This window comes from Candidatus Mycoplasma mahonii, from assembly GCF_030550815.1.
GTDB lineage: Bacteria > Bacillota_I > Bacilli_A > Mycoplasmatales > Metamycoplasmataceae > Mycoplasma_O > Mycoplasma_O mahonii.
Genome location: NZ_CP114583.1, coordinates 130,459 through 150,096 on the forward strand (window position 1 = coordinate 130,459; position 19,638 = coordinate 150,096).

Below are 19,638 nucleotides of genomic sequence, written 5' to 3' on the forward strand. Positions count from 1 at the left end.
TAAAATATAATCCAGCATAACCAATAACTGCACTGAAAAACCTTATTTTTATTACTGAAAATTATGTCACTTATCCTTGCACAAAACAGTATTTATTTTTGTTCTATTGGTACCAAGATGAACCTATATTAAAATGAAAATGTTCCATGTAAACCTGAAAAAATATTTCTACACTTTAGATTGCATATTAAGTTAGGATAAAAATTGATAAACAAATTATGTGAAATGAGTGGCGTTTTTTTATAAAAATATATAATATATGCAAAGGTTGCTAGTTTGATGAGTTTAAAAGGCCCATTATATTTGAGCAATTAAAGAACTATATACAACTAAAAGATTGGAGAAATTATGAATAAAAGAAACGCATATCGGTCAATAATTATGGATAATTACAAAAATCCATCTAATTTTACAAGGAATATTCCGGGAGGATACATAGAATTGAAGGCGTCCTCGCTGACATGTTTAGATCATTTCAATATTTTTATAAAGACATCCAATAATTTAATTTTCGATATTCTTTTCAATGGTGAAGGGTGTTCTATTTCCACATCAGCTCTTAATATAATGGCTAAATACTTAAAAGGCAAAAATAAAAAAGATGCCATAGTCTTTTTAAAAAACTACGAGGTGTTTATTAAAGAAGGAAAAACCGACAACATAGAATTAGGGGATTTTGTTGTTTTTGAGAATGTTCATATTCACCTTAATCGGATTACATGTGCCCTTATGGGATCAAACACAATCCTGACTGAACTTGAATCATCTAATTAGTAATTTAAATACTATCAATCATTTTATGTGTAATAGTCTTTTCATATTGACTTCATTAGGCAAAAAAGTTATAAAAAAATGGGGCGACTGACGAGAATCGAACTCGCGAATGTCGGCACCACAAGCCGATGTGTTAACCACTTCACCACAATCGCCATTTATTTGCTTAATCATTATATGATAAAAAGGAAATACTTATAATATTTTTTGATTTTATGAATTATTCAAATAAGGTGTTTATAATAATTCTATGCCTATTCATTGGGTATGTATGTAGGCAAAAAATTTAAAACAAAGACATTCTTGTTGAATTTTAATAATATAGACATAACAAATATTTTTGAAATATTAAGGATGCAAATATTAAAAGACATCAGAGTTATTATTGGTAATAAAAGTTTTTTCATTAATAGAGAAAATGTGGAATTTGTTACATTTGCACCAATTTTACAAAGGAAGATCTTATTTAAAGTTTATAAAGGAGTTAAGTTGATTGATATTTCCAAAGGTAAAATGATTTTGCTTGCAAGAGCAACCAAAAAAATATTCCGGCTAATAATTATTTTCCAAAATTCAAAAATTCTTTAGCAATAATATTGAGGAAGAATTTATTATCAAAAGAGAACTTTTTCATGATGGAGCTTTAGCTGCATTTGCTAGTTATGTGTTGTATGGAAGTGCAAGGAACATTGAACTTAAATGGTATAAAAAACCAATAAATATGAGAACTTTAATTAAGGAAATTGTTAATTATTCAAAGGGCGATGTGATTAGAATGAAATATATTCACGAAAACATGCAATAATTTTTAAAATTGTCCAATAAATGGTAAAAATTCATTGTAAAAAAACTCTTTAACTTTAAAAATTTCTAAACTTGCAAAACAATCATTATTTTTAAATTTACTAGACGATTTTAAAACAATAAAAGAAGCAAAAAAATGATATTTTGATTAATGTCAAAAAATCTCATAAAGAAATGAAGAATTTAACTGATAAAGAAGAAAATTCAAGCATTAAATTATAGTGGCATTTTGTATTGCAAAAACTTCCTGCATTCTAATTATTTTATTTTTTTTAGTAAAGATTCTATTTTTTTAATTTCCTCTTTTTTATTCATCTTTCAATTTAGCTCTGTTATTCTATAAATAGGGTAATTTTTAGCTTCAAGAAATTTTTGTCTTTCAATATCTTTAACCATTTTTTCAAAACCCGAATGATATTTATAACCATCAACCTCAATTCCGAGCATAAATTTGTGAGTTTTATTGTTCATAATAGATATATCAATTTTATATGAACCGACTGAATATTGTGTCATTATGTAAACTTTTTTAGAAGTTTTTAAATTTTCTTTAATATAGTCATACACATCTTCTTCAAAGGACGAATCAAATGTTTCGCTTTCTTTATGACTATCAACACTAAGATAGTTTCCTTTTCGTTCTTTTGAAGATAGCTCAAGATATTCCAATCATGATTTAAATGTATTAATGGAAGCGTTTTTATTGGAACCAGTAACCTCAAATGAGGATATTGATTTAAACACAATCATTTTTGATTTGGCTCTGGAAATTGCTACATTTAAAGCATTCCTACCGGTAGACTTAGCAACATATGTTGCAGATAATCTTGCGGTTTTATCATAGGCAACAGAAATAATAACCAAGTCAGCTTCGTCACCCTGGATATTTTCAAGATTCCTAAGTTTAATTTGATCATTTTCTAGGGCATCAATAATATTTTTAAAATTAGGATCTTCATATATCAATGCATCAATATGTTGTTTTTGTGTAGAGTTCAGAGTAAGAATAATTATTGACTTAAATGTTTTTAAATTATTTAATGCACATTCAAGTGTAGCTTTTGCTTCTGTTTCATTAACTCTGCCTTCTCATTTACCCTTTACATCAAAAACAATAATTGACTCTATATCAAAACCATGCGCATCCACGGTATCGAGCTCGGAATTATAAAACTCTTTTGATGAAAAAATCATTAATTCAGAATTCATGGATCTGTAATTTTTTGAAAGCATATATTCCCTACTATCTCCAAGCCCTTTTCTATAGGCATATTCAAGTAATGAATCAACATTAACCTCACTATCGTCTTCCACATCAGAGTTATCTCTACTTATGAAGTAATTTGTTGGCCTCATTTGTTGATTATCTCCTGAAATAATAGACTTATCTGCAATACTAATAAATGGAATCGCTTTTTCTAAATGCAGTTGTGATGCTTCGTCAAATATAGCGAAATCATACTGAGCATCCATATTAATTATTCCAGCTAATGTATCTGGTGTTGAAACAAATACAGAAAATAATTCATCAATAATATCTTTGTATATATTTGCAAATTTATAAGGAACCCTAAATCCAGAATTAACATTTTTTAAAAAAGTTATAATTTTTTTTTCATACTTTGGCATTTGTTTAATCCGATTTATTTTTTCTCTGAAACGACTTGCTAATAAATTGTCTAAGTAAGCCATGTGATCTACATTATCATTTGATTGTAAAATGTATTTTTTTTCAGTCTCAATTATTTCATTTGACTGAAAAATATTTTCATGGTTCTTGATATCCATAAATGATTTAACATAAGTTTTCTCTATTTTATTTTTATTCAATAAATAATCCATAACTCGAACATCTTTTGGGTATCTTCTGAAAAAAAAGCCAGTCTTTTTGATATTCATTGAAGTTATTGCTTCCAAGTAACTTTCGCCATTTGTTATTTTCTGTACAAACAAAGATTCCCTTAATATTAGGTTATTATCAAACATTTTTTTGACGCACTTATGATTATTGTTATTCAATGAAGATAACCGTGAAACCGCACTTAAATCTTCATCAGCTAACGCAGATGCCTGTTCTAGGTATTCTAATTGATTATTTGTTATTGAAGGAGAACCATCATTATGTATTAATTGTGTGGATGAAACAACCATTTTCAATAGTTCCTGAAAAGGTTTATAAAATTCATCTTTGTTTACATATTTTTTATCAACAAGACCAAAAAACATATATTTTGCCAACAAACCCATTCTCTCTTTAATTACATCTAAAGCAGCCTTCTTTTCAGATGTTATTATTACGTTTTTGTCTTGTTCAAGTAAATTTGCAATTATGTTTGATATTGTTTGTGATTTACCTGTCCCAGGGGGTCCCCATATAATTGATGAATCAATTAATGATCCAATGATTGCCTTTTCTTGTGATAAATCAGTCTTTGTTATTCTAAATATGTGTTTTTGATTTTTTAAATAATCATCCACTTCTTTATTTATATTTTTTAACGGATCTATGTCAAGAAGATCTTCTATTTTTTGAGTGTCTAAAATGTCAATCAACTTATTGCGTAGTTCCCCACCCGATGGAGAAACAAATGTGAGGACAACACCTGCCTCATATTTTAATTCAAGGTTTTTAACTGTGGCTTTTGTCATAAATTGAAATTTAGCTTGAAAACTGAAATTAGAATCAATAATCTTGTTTAGATCATTACTATATTTTTCGGCAACATCATTAATAGAATATTTTTCTTCAGCGTCTAAAGCTGATAAACTGAATTTGTATTCCTTTTGTAAAAGGAATAATAATTTTTCGTTGATATCCACTGATGGGTCTATCGACTTTAGATACACTTTATTGGAATGTGTTATTTCTATTTCAACTTTTTTCATAATTAGTGGTGCATAAAGTGTTGACGAAGTTGTTCTCACACTTATGAACATACTGCCAATATAAAGTGGTCAACTGTTAGTTTGTGATTGCATGTCTAAATACTTATTTTTAATTTTCTTTCATTTTGCTATAAATTTATTTTTTTGTTTTTTTAATTTGTTTATGATTCCGACTTTATTGTCAATGAAATTATCTTCCAAGAGCTTTCTATCTGTGATAGAAATATATATAGCGTTGTTATCTGCAAACCAAATAAACTCATCGATTGTTTTTGATGAAATTAATGATTTTATTGCTATGTCATCATTGGTATTAGTAATTTCCACTTTGAATGTTTCTGATTTAAAAATTTTTTTATAGTCTGATGGTGATAACAAACTTAATAAATCCATATTATTTATTTTGGAAGAAGAAAAAATAGCATTATCTCGATTCCCAATCCCCAGAAGATTATTTAACATCTTTTTATATTCTGGCCTATTTTCCAATTTCTTGTTAACATTCATAAAAGCAGCTTTATTTTCATTAAATTTTTTCATAGATAAATTATATATAAAATAATAGTCTATGCAAATAAAACAGCGTATCTTATTTGCAGAAAGCTAAAATCATACTTATTGACATTAAGTTTAAACCATGCACCTTATATATGTTTAAAAACAAAAAATATGAAGAGATCAATAAATGAATAAAACAAGACAAAATAATTGGTAAGGTTAAACTTGCAGCTAATACATATGGTTGTAGCTGCCTATATATGATGTATAGTTGTGATGCTTTCATTTATTTTAACTTAAAGGGTATATAGTTCAGGAAATCATAAAGAGTAAAAGTTGTAAAAGAGATTCTAAAAGAAAAATCATCGTTGAATAAGACTTATAAATTAATAGGAGAAAAAATTATTGACGAGTTAGTGTCTACTGTAAAACAAATGATATTGAGTATGTTGTTGAACCTTACTATCCTTTATAAGGTAGGGTGATTAGGCTAGATTTTGTTTGATGGAGAAAATGGGAAGAGGACAAATTATTTGAAATAAAAATAGTTTCATTAAGTAGTGCAATTAATTTTTTTAAACATTGAACAACTTGAAATAATCTTGAATGAAAACAGTAAAAATATTTATTGTTTGATTTAGAAATTGATGATGTGTTACCAAAAGACTTAAGGAATTAGATGGAAATAATATTAAAATTATTGATGTTAAAAATATAAATAGTTATTTTAAAAGCAGCTTTGAAAAATAAATTATAGTTTCTAAAATTATCTACACTTATCTATTTAATGAATTTTTCGCTGATATAATTTTTATTAACTAATTCTTCTACTCATTGTGCTATGACCTCTTCATCAAAATAAGAGTCACCAGAATTAATTAATTTGACAATAATTTTTGTTTCGTTCTCGATAATATGAATTAATTTTTCAGGATATTTCATCTCTATTTTGTTTTCTTCAAATTCACGTCTATCAACAATTTTAATAGGTTTTTCTGGATATGCTTTTACATCCAAATCATAATCAATATATTTTATTGTGCCCTCTTCATATATAAAAGGAGAAGCTAAGTTAGTATAAAAGTAAGTACCTGATGATCTTATTAATCCGGTTGTATTGTGTCACTTTTCCTTGGATAATCACCAGAGCATTGGTTCCCTGACGGTTCACTTTTGCTGTTTTTCTTCAATTACTTTAGTTTTATAAACTAGTAACACGACGTCTTGGTCAGATACCTCAATAACCTTAGCGCCATTTCATTGTCTATATAACAACCCGCTATGTTTATATGCTTGAATATTAACGATCTGTCCTTCTTTCATTTTATCTATCATGTTTTTTCACCTATCATTATTTTAACACCACCCTCTATTGATGAATCATTTTGTTGTATACCTGCATATGTTTTATATTTATCATTTGTATACAATTTATAATCAATAGATGAAGGTGACCAAGTTGTTGCATAACCAGTTTCATCAGAGTTTCTAACTGACTTTAATGGGCTTGTGGCATTTTCGCCATTAGCTAATTTACCATTTCTGGTTTGGGAAAAAAATAATGTTTTGTTTTGGATGTCATCAACGATAACCCAATTATCAAGGATATAAAATTTGTTTTCCATTTCAATATTCAAAGGTTCATATTCAGTCGCCGTTAATGTTTCTTTGCTTTTATATGTAAAATCATGAATGTCGATTGGAATTGAAATGAATACCCCACCATTATTTCAATAACCAATATATTTATATTTTTTTGATTCTGCTTCGTTTATATAACCGCCAAATTTAATTTTTTCATTCATATCATCAACGGATATATAAATTTGATCAGTATTCAAAAGTTTAGAATCATTTTTTGACCAAATAAATGAAATGTCATCACCTGAAGAATGACCAAAATGCTTATCCAAATTTTCATATAATTTTATAGACCGCTCATTCTTTTCTCCATTTGGTTCAAAGGGGCCATCATCCAAATATCTTTGAACTATCACTTCATGAGAAAAAGGGTATATGTGTTTTCGTTCTGATAGACTTTCATAACTACTTCTGTTGTAAAGTAATTCTGATGTTAGCAGTTTCTTTCCTTCTGTACGCACAACACCAGGAATACCAATGTTAGGGAAATATTTATTATAGTAGTATGGTTCAATTAGCTGTTGGTATTTTCTTACAAACAATTCACTCATAGAATTTGTGTATATTAGTGATTTGTTGGTTACAGGTATTAAGAAAGACGGTTCACCAACCGCACTCACGTAACCATCAAAACCAGGGTGATGGCCTAATTTGGAAAAATTTGGTGTCCTCCTCCCATTAGCTATATCAAAAATATTCTTTGAGTTATATATACTCCCTAATGACTTATATACTTTATCATTTCATCGAATTGGTTCTTCCAGTTTATCAAAATTATTATTAGAAATATCTTTGTTACGATCGTAATAAAGATTCTTTTTAAAAGTATCCAAAAAATCTTTATTTCATGGTGTGGCGACTCTTGATAATTCAAGATTATCATCATTTGTTTTATCTGAATAAATGTCACTAGATGAAGCAGTTGTACCAAGCGGCTCGTTATTCAAATATGAATTAGCAATATGATGGTAATATTCGTGAAAAATGATTTGGTATACTAACTCGACTTTAGCATCAGTTAAGGCCTCCGTGTCATTTTCCGAATTAGTGGGAAAATACTCCTTTATCAAGTTTTTTGTATTAATAAATATCTCATTTGTGAATGGAATATAAGAACCATTATTATCTTCATTAATAAAATTCTCATCACCAATACTAATGGATTTTAATAGAAATATTTCAGGCCCATATGTTAACTTTTTTATTATTTTTTCCTTTAATTTTTCTAAACCTTCAGGACCCAACCAATATAAGTTTTCTTGATCAGTTATGTTCACTTCACTAATGTAGGGACCATTTCTATCATTATCTTCAATAACTTCGCCCATGCTTGCCCCACCATCACTAAAAATATATTTGGTGTGTGAGGTATATTCATATTTATCTTTTTCTTTTAAAGTAGATGGATTAGAGTTATTTTTATCTTTTTCTTTTGGATTAGAGTTATCAACCAAAATATAATAAGTAGCAAAACATGAGCCAGCTAATACTGATCCTATGATTACTCCTAGTGTGATCACTTTTAAAGTGTTGCTTATTTTAATCATATTAACATCATTATAGTTTAATATATTAATATGAGATTAAGAAATAATGCAAATGCAATGAATGAATTAATAGAGTCGAAAATACTTATTAGTGATTTTCCATTGAATATTGACAACAATACTGTTATTGAGTTGGGAATGGGCAAGGGTGAAATGATTGTTGAACTTGCAAGGAAAAATCCAACAATTAATTTTATTGGTATCGAAAAATATGCCACAGTCGCAGCAAGGGCAGCCAAAATTGCAGATCAAATGGAAATTAAAAATTTCAAAATAATTTGCGAAGATATTATCAGCATCCCTAAAATGTTTGTTGGAAAAGTAGATTTAATATGATTAACATTTTGTGACCCTTGACCTAAAAATCGACATGAAAAAAGAAGATTAACACACATTAATTTTTTAAATATATATAAAGAAATACTAACAAATGATGGGGTTTTAAAATTTAAAACTGATAATGATAAATTATTTGATTGATCAGTTGAACATATAAAAGAACACAATATAAAGTTATTTAATATAACAAAAGATTTTCATACTTCAAATTACTCCAAAGGCAATATTATGACTGGATATGAAAAAAAATGAGCAAAACAAGGGAAAACAATTAATTATTTAGAAATTAAATTTTAATAGTTATTTTAATTTGATTTGTTTATAATTTAATTATGGAAAATAAGGAATTTGAAAAAAATAATGTTGTTCATACAAAAGAATTTGTATCATTGAACAATAAAAAATTAAATGTTAAAAAATACAAGTATTTGATACTTTCTCTTTTATTTTTATTTGTCACATTTCTTTCGGCATTTTTACTTGTTTATGGAATCAATTGAGTAAGGGATAGCATTTAATGGCTTTAAAAGCCGGGATTGTCGGGTTACCAAATGTAGGTAAATCAACTTTATTTAATGCCATCACAAATTCACAAGTTGAAGCTGCTAATTATCCTTTTGCAACGATTGAACCAAATATTGGAGTGGTTGAATTATCAGATGAAAGGTTACCAAAATTAGTAAAAATAGTTAACCCTAAAAGGGTTTTACCTGCAACATTTGAGTTCACTGACATTGCCGGTCTTGTTGAAGGGGCCTCAAAAGGTGAAGGACTCGGAAATAAGTTTCTCGCTAATATTAGGGAAACTGATGCGATTATTCAAGTTGTGAGATGTTTTGAAGATGAAAATATAACACATATTTATGGAAATATCGATCCCGTTAGAGACATGCAAACTATTAATTTAGAGTTAATCCTAGCCGATTTAGATACTGTTTTAAATGTTATCAGAAGAACAGAAAGACTTGTTAAAAACACTAGTGACAAATTTGCTAAAGCTGAATTTTGTGTTGTACTCAAATTAAAGGATGCTTTTGAAAAAGAAATTCCGGGCCGATTATTAGCATTTACAAGTGATGAAATGAAAATAGCAAAGGGTTATAACTTATTAACCATGAAACCACTTTTATATGTTGGCAATGTTGCTGAAGAATTTGTAGCAACCCCTGAAGATTCTGAACTATTTAAGTTGATGAAAGATGAGGCTTCGAAGCTTGGAGTTGGATCAATTGGTATTTCTGCAGCTATCGAGGGTGAATTATCACAGCTTGAGGGTGAAGATAAGCAAATGTTTTTGACAGATCTTGGCATTAAAAGTTCAGGACTTGATAGACTAACAAGAGCATCATTTCAATTGTTAAATCTCTCTACTTATTTTACAGCTGGAGTTAAAGAAGTTAGAGCATGAACTTTCAAAAATGGTTATACAGCTCCTCAATGTGCAGGAATTATTCATACAGACTTTGAAAAAGGCTTTATAAGGGCAGAAGTTATTTCTTATGATGAATATGTTTCAAATGGCGGAGAAAACGGGGCCAAAGAAGCTGGTAAAGCGAGGCTTGAGGGTAAAGATTATATTATGGTTGATGGAGATATTGTTCATTTTCGGTTTAATGTTTAATTAAGGAGTCTAAATGTTGATTTTAGTTACTGGTAAATCAGGTTCAGGGAAAACAACGTTATTAAAGGCAACAGGTTTGTCAAATATTTATGATGCAGATGAATTTGTTAAAAAAACTTTATACGTTAAAGGTCATGTTGTCTATTATCAAATTTGTAAACTTTACCCAACGGCAATTAAAAATGATGAAGTTAATAGAGAAATTTTGGGAAAAATTTTATTTTCAGATTCATCTAAAATGAATCAAATGAACAATATTGTTTACCCGCATGTTGTAAATTGACTAACTAACTTAGAATCTGGTAGCATTGTAGAAATGGCAGCTTATATTAATTTAGAAAAGTTGTATAAAAAATATTTTCATATTGTTATTTTAATTATAAGAGGTGAAAACGATTTATCAAAATTTAAATATTATGACGTTATGAAACAACCCATTCATAATATTAAAATAAAATATAAATACAAAATAGAAAATGATCATGATATTACGAATTCTGCTACAAGGTTAAAAAAAATCTTATTATTGATCTAATTAAAGGGTTCTTCTAATCTACAAAAATTTATTTTAAGGTTATTGAGTAATGATAAAATCTTTTTTTAATTCATTAGATATTTCTGTAATTATATATTTGAAATTAATTTATTTTTTTTATTACTAAGAATATAATAGTCTATGTTATGACATTTAAAAAATATATAGTTAACAAATTAAACGAAAAAAGTGGTGATTCTAAAAAGAAAATTCTTTTTATGGATGGTAATGACACTAGAGCTCAAAATGCTGCATATCTACATGCCGCAGATGGTCATTTGGAACCTATTTTATTAGTTGAAACAAACGCAGAAAAAGAAAAGCTTCACGGCACAATTATTTCAATTGAGGAATGAAATAATAACCAAGACATTCTTATTAAAAAATATGTTGAAAGAAGAAAAGGTAAAGAAAGTGAAGAACAAGCAAAAATGGTCGTTAATAAAAAACCTATTTTTGCTATGCTCATGCTTGAACTAGGAGAAGTTGATGGAGTAATCGGTGGGCTAGTAGATACTTCAGCCGTTGTGCTAAGCTCGGCATTTAAAGTCATTGGACCAAAACCAGAAATAAAAACTATTTCATCAGTAATGTTAATGGAAAAAGCACATGAATGATATATTTTTTCAGATATTTCGGTTAATATTGTTCCGACAAAAGATCAACTTGTGGACATTGCTAAAAATGCTTCTATGTTCGCAGAAGCGCTTGACTTTAAAACAAAAATAGCATTTTTATCATTTTCAACTTCAGGATCTGCAGTTCATGAGAGATCAACTATGGTGAGAGAAGCAACAGTGAAATTCAATGATGATTATAAACCGGCTTATACTGCAATTGGGGAAATACAATTTGATGCTGCCTTTTCTCCTGAAGTAAGAAAATTAAAATATAAATATAAAGGGTTCCCAAAAAATCCCACAATCTTTATTTTTCCTTCATTAGAAGCTGGAAACATTGGCTACAAAATCGCTCAAAGAATGGGTGGATTTGGTGCTATTGGACCCATCATTACTGGGATTAATAAACCTGTTAATGATTTATCGCGTGGTGCAGAAACAATAGATGTATATAATACAGCCTTAGTAACCGCCTTACAAACATTCAATTAACATGATATTAATAAAAGCGATTAAATATTTTTTTATAATTTTAGATATTTCCTTAATTTACTTATGATTATTTATATTAAACAAGTTATAACAAAATAATTTAAAGATAAATTCACAGGAATGATTTCACAAAATAAATGAGTTTTGTTGCTGATAAATCAGGATAAAAATAAAATGTTTATGGAAATGAAGTTTTAATAAAAAAATAATTTGCAAAACAAGGAACAATTATCCTGAAACATTCTTTATTGAAAAAAAGTTATTTGTAAATGAGATTTAGGGTACTTCAGAAATAATGTTATTAAAACAGCATGCATATAATAATAGATAAATACTTCAAATATTTTTAATTATTTTTAGTTTTTATTTTATATAGCTCTTTAAGTAAAGGGCATAAAAAGGCTATCATTCTTAAACATGCAAAGTTGTATCCATCAAATGTCTCTACTTGGTAATTCGTTCTATCAATTTTAGAGATGGAAAAATGTTTTATCTTATGATGATATTTTATTTTTTCATTAGCTGTAAGAACAACCACTCTATTAACTTTTTTGCTATTAGTTAATTCATCCAAGATTTTATTTGCAAGATTTGAAGCTCCATTCATAGTAATTATAATTGCTGTGTCATTTAATGATATTCTATTCACGACATTAGTGATATTTCTTTCTCATGATTCATGAAAATATTCATTTGATATATTTGCGCTATTGAGTCTTTCGTTAAGAAATTTTCCAATTGATTTAGCTCTTATTGAATTGAATATAAATATCTTTCCAGTTAATAGCAGAGACACCTCTTTGGCAGGGTTTTCATATCATATTAAATCATTATTTTCATGTTTGAGTTCCTCTTCTTCATTGCTAGTAAATTCATAGAAAAAGTGTTTAAAAGAAGGGAACCCTAATGATTTCACCATGCGAGTAACAGAGGAATTTGAACACTTCAATATACTAGAGAGGTGTTCTAAATTTTTTATTTTTATATTATTATCATTAAGGAGTTTTGTACAAATGGTTATTTGCTGTTTTGTTCCTGTAATTATTCTTTCTATTAATCTTTTTCTCACATTGTTTGTCATAAAATTATTATATATCAATGGGAAAATTTCCTATAATTATTTTCTGCGCACCAGATATATGATTATGGGGATAAATATGATATTTCATATAGAATGGGATTATGTATGCAAAGCAGACCAAGAGAAAATGCACACAAATAAAGGTAAAATCATCTACTGGAGACACTCCCAAGAAATGCTTAGTTATTTTTTGATGGGTCATCAGATTCTCCACGGCTGCCGATGAAACAAAACACTTATAAAGAGGACATTAAAAATAGTGCAATTAAATAAATTGCATTTTTCTTTTTGGAAATTTTTCCTTTTTGAAATTATGTTGCATATAAATATAATAATATGTATATAAAAATTAAATATGCAACTTAATTATTTGTCAATAAAGTGTTACATAAAAGATGGAGATTAAAATGAAAAAAATATATTATAAATTAAGAGGACTTGGTGCAATAGTTATTCCGGTATCTACTGCATTGTTTTTTGGCTTAAGTTGTTCAGATAATGTCAACATAGAAAATGACTCTCACATTCAAGATGATGACCCTTCCGTTCAAGTTGATGATCCTTCTGTTCAAGATAATGACTATTCCGTTCAAGATGATGACTCTTCCGTTCAAGATGATGTTAGAATATCTTCATCTCCAAGAATACTTACAAAAGATGATATGACCAGAAATTTCTCCAATCCAACAAGCACATTAGTTGATGGTAACAACAGAGGTGAATTGCAGGAAAGATTTTTATCAGGACAACCATTTGGGTTACATTATCATGCAAGAGATCTTCAACAATGAGATGCAAATAACGATATTGATAGATATTATAATAGGGCAACAGTTCCACTAAGAGATAGAAGACTTGCTGCAAAATATATTTCAAGCCAAAACCCCAAGGATTTAGATATTTTAGCATCCCTAAATGCTTCAACATCTCGTAATAAAATTGGGACTGTACCAAAAAATTATGAAAAAACCAGAATTTTCTCAATGTGACAACATATTTCAAAAATGATTGGTTGAGGAGGTTCCACTTCTGAAGGGAACTGAGTAATCCCTAAAGGTGATGATATAAATACAGCTCACAGAAATGGTGTACCAGTCATAGGAACAGTCTTTATGGCTCCAAACTCCTTTGGTGGATCAACTTCTCAATATGAGGATATGGTTGTTAAGGATGGCGATAAGTTTCCAGTTGCAGATTCAATGGTGAAAATGGCTGAGTATTATGGATTTGATGGATGATTCCTAAATCTAGAAACTACAGGAGTTTCAGGTGAATTAACCAGAAAAATTGGTGACTTTATTGAGTACTTATATGGAAAAATGAGAGAAAAACAACAGTTTATGATTTTATATGATTATGGAGAAGGACAAAAATATTTTGGTGCAGGAAATTTTGATTTAGCAGCTATTGACTTCCAATTTAGAGATAGGACATATGATCTTCCACCAGAAAAAAGATCATACGGATATGACTATGACCGTGGGGTACTAACAAGTACCGATCAAGGTGGTAGATATGAGTATGATGGAAATAATCTTTGGATATATACTTATTTTAAAAGGAATGATCCAGTTCTAAATGGTGATGAAAAAGATCTTAAATTTTTCTCTGATTCAGAAGGTTCAAGAGATCCAAGATCAAGAGGAACAGATGCTTGGACTGAAATGTCTAAATATTTCCAAGATAAAACAGTAATAAACGGCAGAAAAACATTTACTAGTTCATTCGAACAGGGATTTGGCGATAAATTTTATGTAAAAGGCGTAGAACAAAAACTTGGGAAGCAACTAACTAATAATGGTTATAGAAATGCAGGATTACAAGATGTATTTCCAACATATAATTGAATAAATGACTATTATAATGCCGAAGGAGTAAGGATTTCCATACCCGGAGATAAGATTAATATTGATAGCGATGATTGAGTTTCAAAAATTGTTAATAATGATCCAACATATTATGGATCTTCATCGCTCAAGTACACAGGTAAACTCGAAGCAAATCATTCAATGATTAGTACTCTATATGGTTCCAATATAGTATTAAAAGAAAATGATAATTTTTCAATTATTGTAAAAGGAAGTCAAACAAGACCCAAAATAGTTATATGAACAGAAGATTCTGATCAAGATGATTTAACATTTGATCAATATATTGTTGACATTGCAGAAACAACGAATCTTGAAAATGATTTTTTCAGTTTAACTTACACAATACCAGCAAATCTCGCAACTCAGACAATGAAAAAATTTGGTCTTAAATTTATAAATGATAATGAGCAAATAGCAGATGCTAATTACTTAATTTCAAAAATTACTTTCACTCCAGAGGAACAATTGGCAGAGCAATCTACACCAAATATTGTTACAAATCTAAGACATGATGGGGATTTCATATTTTCAGGAGAAAAAAACATAAGAATAAATTGAGATATGACAGATTCATCTAAAGTTGATCACTATAGAATATATTCAACGAAAGGTGATTTTACAAAAGATTCTTTATTGACCATATCCGCATTACCAGCAGCATTTTTACAAGACATTCCATCTTCAACTGGGTCTGAAGTTAAAATAATTATTGAAGCTATCAATGAAAAAAATGAAGTTATTTCCGCAACTAATTCAATAGTTCTGACAAACTTCATAAATATGGATGATCTTTCTCAAATGAATGATCTTTCTAAATGAACCGCAACATGAGAAAGAACAAGTACTGATGATTCTGCAAAATTTATAACCCAAACAGGTTATGGACAAGCAGGTGATCAACAAGCAAGTGATGGATATAATGCAAAATTTAAAGATACTAACGGTGAAATATACTTTGGAGACGATTATACAAGAGTTCATAAATTATCTAATGATGGACAATTTATGTCAAATGGATCATATGAATGAGGCAAAAAACTCTTGGGACCTATTTATTCTATAGACACACATATTAGAAAAATATTTAATTGAGATGCTACACACATCGCAGTAGTAACCCAAAAAGGTACTTTGCATATCTTGAATAAAGAAACCGGTGAAGCTACTAATGATGTTAATATTAATGTAATTAATAAATTCTTGACAACTAAAAACAATTTAACATTTAATATAGAAAACCTATATAGAGAAGATGAAAATATAAGTTGAGAAATAAAAAATGTTTATTTTGCAAATTCTAAAAATGGAAATACAGAATTAGTATTAAGTGTTAACACAAAAAACAGAACAAATGGTACTGAATCTACTTTACCTTTATTGTTGAATATTAATCAAAGTGATTATGCAGTTAGTGAAGAAACCATTGCCGATAATGTAACAATCGATAAAATATCAATAACACCATCCGGTAGTTACATAGTGGCTTATAAAGTAGAAGTTAATGGAGAACAAAGAATTAATATCGTTAAACAAGATACACTTAACTTAGCAACGTTAACTAATACATCAAATATATCTACAAAATTAGAGGAGTTTGTAAATTCTGTTGAATTTAAGAATCAAATTCAATCGGGAGGAAGAGTTAATGCTGATAAAGTTGATTTCTTGACTAAGGGAGATATTGTTGATCTAAGAGAAGTCAATGGGAAAATTATGGCATTAAATTCTTGAGGATTAGCATTTACCATTGGTTTAGATGGAAATATAGAAAATATTACTTCCATTGTTGACTCAAGTACTTGAGGAACTTTAGCTGATTTCTTTAATAATTATGAGATTTCATATTGATTTAACGAGAATGATCCATTACATAGTAAATATAGTTCATTCTTTGATTCGACGCCACTAGATAATAAATTATCAACATTATACAATATATGAAATGAGCAATTTAACGGAAGAAGTGGTTTACCGATGTCTATCTTAGGTTCTATCCTGTTTGATGATGCTAATAAATTGTACATATCATCACAGGTTGTTAGTTTTAGAAGTAATTGATCAGGTGTCTGAGAGTTCCAATGTGAGATAGTTACAACTAATATTTCTACTTTATTAGATGGTTCCAACCCTAAAATGATAAATAAAGTGATGAGTGTAGCCCTAAGCAACGAAGATACTAAACAAGTTGATTCAATAAGATTTATGGATTCAATTAATGAAGTTTATGTTGTTGGAGGTTCTTTTGGTAAAGTGGCATTATTGGATTCTAACTTTGAACAAATTGCATATGGTATCAAAGTATACTCCTATGATTCTGAAATAGTTCTTAGAGAATCAAGATTATTTGATGATGGTCATGCAATTCCCAAAGAATTAAGAGAATAGTGTTTTGTGCTAAATAGTTGAATTATGTTCGACTATTTTAATAATCATATTTAGGAAAAATTTCCATATATGGAATATGCATTTTATATCTTTATAATTATATATATTCATAATCAAGGATTGGAGAACATAAATGACAAAAGTTGAAATACGTAAATTACTTAAGGAACGCTATTATGTTGCAAGTGGTAAATCTAATAGACAAATAAAAAAAATAAGAAGAAGAAACAATGTGACTGGTTCTATTTTTGTTTTTACCCCAATCTTAATATTATTTATATATGTTTTTGCTGCATTTGGAATAGCAATATGATTAAGTTTTTATGCAGGAAGACTAGATCCTTCATTATCCAAAATAAGATATGTTGGATGAGCCAATTGAGGCTTGTTGTTTAACCAACAAAAGAGTATATTTCTTATAGCCATAAAAAACACATTTATATATGCCTCTATTACAACTGGATTTAATATTATTGGTGCACTAATAATTTCATCAATATTAAATTCCAAAACAGTGAAGAAGAAGAATATTTTTATGACATTTTATTTTCTGCCACAAGTGACTTCTGGAATTGCTGTAGCCATTATATTCATTAAATTGACGGGGACTAATTCATTTTTTGGATTCAACATTATAAAAAATCCTAGTGATGCCATTTGAATTATGATTATATCATCTGTGTGAACAGGAATTTCTGGTGGGCTTGTAACATTTAATACAGCATTTTCTGGTATTGATTCTACACAATATGAATCTGCTTCTTTGGATGGAGCAGGCACATTTAAAAAATTCTTGCGAATAACAGTGCCGTCACTAGGTCCAATACTTGCTTATACAGTTGTCACATCCATTATTGGTGGTATGGGTGTGTTTGATCAAGCCTATGTCATGAGTGTCGCTGGTGGAGATTCATCATCAGTTATGACTTGGACACTCCTAGGATTTGCAAGGATTATAGGGCTGCCAAATAGTGGTTCAGGATTTGCACCCAATGTAGGATTGGGTGTTGCAACGCTTGTCTTATTGGGTATTACAATATTTGTGTTAACAAGAATTGCAAATATCATACGGCCACTGGAGAGGAAATAAAATGACTAAACTAGAGCGCTCCATTATTGATTCTCACAGAAGAGAGAAGTCAATAAAGAGAAATTGAATAAATAAAAAAGTTTTAAAAATCATTTTATACACATTTTTGTCATTATATATATTAATCTCAATGTGACCTTTTATATGGGCCCTTGTAGTGTCATTTGAAAATCCTAATAAAATAAATTCTATAGGTTTAAACCCATTTATTAAGGATGCAGGTTGAACTACAGATAATTACTCAGCATTTTTTAATTCCTCATTGACAAAAGACTATGCACAAACATGAATAATTAATTCAGTTGTATATAGTACTTTGAATGCAACGATTAATTGTTTCTTTAATTTCTTAGCTGGGTATGCTTTAGCCAGAATTGCTTTTAAAGCTAAGAAAGTTGTTATTTGATATATTATTGCTGGAATGATGATACCTGTTCAGGCAACACAGATCCCACAATTATTAATTCTTATGAAATTAGGTCTTATTAGTGCTAGAACTCCTAACTTTCTTTGGTTTATCGGTATTATAACAACCGGAATGACCTCTGGGGTGTTAATCTTCATGATTAGACAGTTCTATCTTAATAACTCTGCATCTATTGAAGAAGCGGGATTAATAGATGGTTTAAGTTATTGGAAAGTCTTTTATAAAATATCGATTAAGAGTATGCTTCCCTTATTAGCAACTCAGTGAGCAATGGTATTTATAGGTTCATGAAACAATTTTATAATGTTCACATTATGGGCTTCTGGTATACCTGAGCGTATGACGTTTATGCCGGCACTAGTGAGTTTATCTGAAACTAAACACGGAAATGCTGGACAAGGCAGGGCACTTGCAGCCACCAATCTATCTGTCTTGCCTGTATTATTTGTGTATATGGTTTCACTAAGATTCCAAAAAAGGGTAAATATAGATGGCGAAAAATAAAATAAATGTTGAAATTGATAATATTATTGAAATGCCATTTTATTCAAAAAAAGGTATCCTTGTTGAATTTCCAAAATATAATAAAAAATATTATAAGTTTATTTTTTTAAGAGTTATTGGATTTGCGATTGATTTTTTGATACCAGGAGTAATACAGTTTTTGATTTGGTCCATATTCAAGAAGGGGATAATTTTATCAGGATTAGCAACTATTATGTATTACAACTTTTATTATTTCACAACTATGATGATACTTAAAAATAGAACAATTGGTATGGTCATATGCAGACAACATGTGATTCATAAAACGGGATTCTTGACATCAATGGCAAACATTTACCTAAGATCAATAATTATGTCTGTTTATGCATTGCCATATATTGGATGAGGATTTATGTTTTTAAATTTTATGTCATTATTCTTATTAAGAGGATTAACTATATTTGACCTAATCAGTCAAACAATAGTTATATCAAATCATCAGTATGAAACATTAAAGTACATAGAAAGAGAGGAGTTGTAA

Annotated in this window: 15 protein-coding genes and 1 tRNA gene; 11 read left to right on the top strand and 5 right to left on the bottom strand. The window is 28.9% G+C overall.

The genetic code is table 4. The annotated features are described in order from the left end of the window. Positions 1-348: 348 nt before the first annotated feature. Positions 349-774, top strand: a complete 426-nt coding sequence (locus O3I44_RS00650; RefSeq protein ID WP_303717272.1) for an iron-sulfur cluster assembly scaffold protein — start codon at positions 349-351, stop codon at positions 772-774. A gap of 79 nt (positions 775-853) precedes the next feature. On the opposite strand, the gene O3I44_RS00655 is transcribed toward O3I44_RS00650, so the two are convergent. After that, a tRNA-His gene (locus O3I44_RS00655) sits at positions 854-929 on the bottom strand. A 199-nt stretch (positions 930-1,128) separates the two neighbouring features. On the opposite strand from O3I44_RS00655, the gene O3I44_RS00660 reads away from it, so the two are divergent. Next, positions 1,129-1,362: a hypothetical protein gene (locus O3I44_RS00660; RefSeq protein WP_303717273.1), complete on the top strand. Its 234-nt coding sequence runs from the start codon at positions 1,129-1,131 to the stop codon at positions 1,360-1,362. A gap of 474 nt (positions 1,363-1,836) precedes the next feature. Here the strand turns inward: O3I44_RS00660 and O3I44_RS00665 are convergent, their stop codons facing one another. The 3 genes from O3I44_RS00665 to O3I44_RS00675 all read right to left on the bottom strand — a co-directional run bounded on the left by O3I44_RS00665 (position 1,837) and on the right by O3I44_RS00675 (position 8,150). After that, on the bottom strand, positions 1,837-5,004 hold the full coding sequence (locus O3I44_RS00665) for a PDDEXK-like endonuclease domain-containing protein (RefSeq protein WP_303717274.1): 3,168 nt from the start codon (positions 5,002-5,004) through the stop codon (positions 1,837-1,839). Positions 5,005-5,742: 738 nt separating this feature from the next. Next, a complete protein-coding gene (locus tag O3I44_RS00670; RefSeq protein ID WP_303717275.1) occupies positions 5,743-6,297 on the bottom strand; it encodes a DUF402 domain-containing protein in 555 nt (184 codons plus the stop codon). Next, positions 6,291-8,150 carry an MYPU_1760 family metalloprotease gene (locus tag O3I44_RS00675; RefSeq protein ID WP_303717276.1) on the bottom strand — a complete coding sequence of 620 codons (1,860 nt, stop codon included), beginning with the start codon at positions 8,148-8,150 and terminating at the stop codon, positions 6,291-6,293. Before O3I44_RS00675 ends, O3I44_RS00670 begins: the two co-directional genes overlap by 7 nt. 30 nt (positions 8,151-8,180) lie before the next feature. On the opposite strand from O3I44_RS00675, the gene trmB reads away from it, so the two are divergent. From trmB to O3I44_RS00700, 5 genes are all read left to right on the top strand, one after another. Further along, complete coding sequence (gene trmB / locus O3I44_RS00680) at positions 8,181-8,786, top strand: tRNA (guanosine(46)-N7)-methyltransferase TrmB (RefSeq protein ID WP_303717277.1); 606 nt, start codon at positions 8,181-8,183, stop codon at positions 8,784-8,786. A 35-nt stretch (positions 8,787-8,821) separates the two neighbouring features. After that, positions 8,822-9,007, top strand: a complete 186-nt coding sequence (locus O3I44_RS00685) for a hypothetical protein (RefSeq protein WP_303717278.1) — start codon at positions 8,822-8,824, stop codon at positions 9,005-9,007. Next, positions 9,007-10,110, top strand: coding sequence for a redox-regulated ATPase YchF (gene ychF / locus O3I44_RS00690; protein WP_303717279.1), 1,104 nt, complete (start codon positions 9,007-9,009; stop codon positions 10,108-10,110). Before O3I44_RS00685 ends, ychF begins: the two co-directional genes overlap by 1 nt. A 13-nt stretch (positions 10,111-10,123) precedes the next feature. Then, positions 10,124-10,645 carry a dephospho-CoA kinase gene (locus tag O3I44_RS00695; RefSeq protein WP_303717280.1) on the top strand — a complete coding sequence of 174 codons (522 nt, stop codon included), beginning with the start codon at positions 10,124-10,126 and terminating at the stop codon, positions 10,643-10,645. A gap of 146 nt (positions 10,646-10,791) precedes the next feature. Beyond that, the gene (locus O3I44_RS00700) at positions 10,792-11,757 is read left to right on the top strand and encodes a phosphotransacetylase (protein ID WP_303717281.1); all 966 of its coding nucleotides are present in this window, start codon (positions 10,792-10,794) and stop codon (positions 11,755-11,757) included. Positions 11,758-12,103: 346 nt separating this feature from the next. Here the strand turns inward: O3I44_RS00700 and O3I44_RS00705 are convergent, their stop codons facing one another. Then, a complete protein-coding gene (locus O3I44_RS00705) occupies positions 12,104-12,838 on the bottom strand; it encodes a hypothetical protein (RefSeq protein ID WP_303717282.1) in 735 nt (244 codons plus the stop codon). Positions 12,839-13,245: 407 nt separating this feature from the next. Between O3I44_RS00705 and O3I44_RS00710 the strand changes: the two genes are divergently transcribed. The 4 genes from O3I44_RS00710 (at position 13,246) to O3I44_RS00725 (ending at position 19,638) form a co-directional block, all read left to right on the top strand. Further along, positions 13,246-17,094 (top strand): endo-beta-N-acetylglucosaminidase, encoded by a 3,849-nt coding sequence (locus O3I44_RS00710; RefSeq protein WP_303717283.1) that lies wholly within the window; start codon positions 13,246-13,248, stop codon positions 17,092-17,094. A 133-nt stretch (positions 17,095-17,227) separates the two neighbouring features. After that, positions 17,228-18,184 (top strand): carbohydrate ABC transporter permease, encoded by a 957-nt coding sequence (locus O3I44_RS00715; RefSeq protein WP_303717284.1) that lies wholly within the window; start codon positions 17,228-17,230, stop codon positions 18,182-18,184. A 1-nt stretch (position 18,185) separates the two neighbouring features. Then, positions 18,186-19,115, top strand: coding sequence for a carbohydrate ABC transporter permease (locus tag O3I44_RS00720; protein ID WP_303717285.1), 930 nt, complete (start codon positions 18,186-18,188; stop codon positions 19,113-19,115). After that, the gene (locus O3I44_RS00725; RefSeq protein WP_303717286.1) at positions 19,102-19,638 is read left to right on the top strand and encodes an RDD family protein; all 537 of its coding nucleotides are present in this window, start codon (positions 19,102-19,104) and stop codon (positions 19,636-19,638) included. Before O3I44_RS00720 ends, O3I44_RS00725 begins: the two co-directional genes overlap by 14 nt.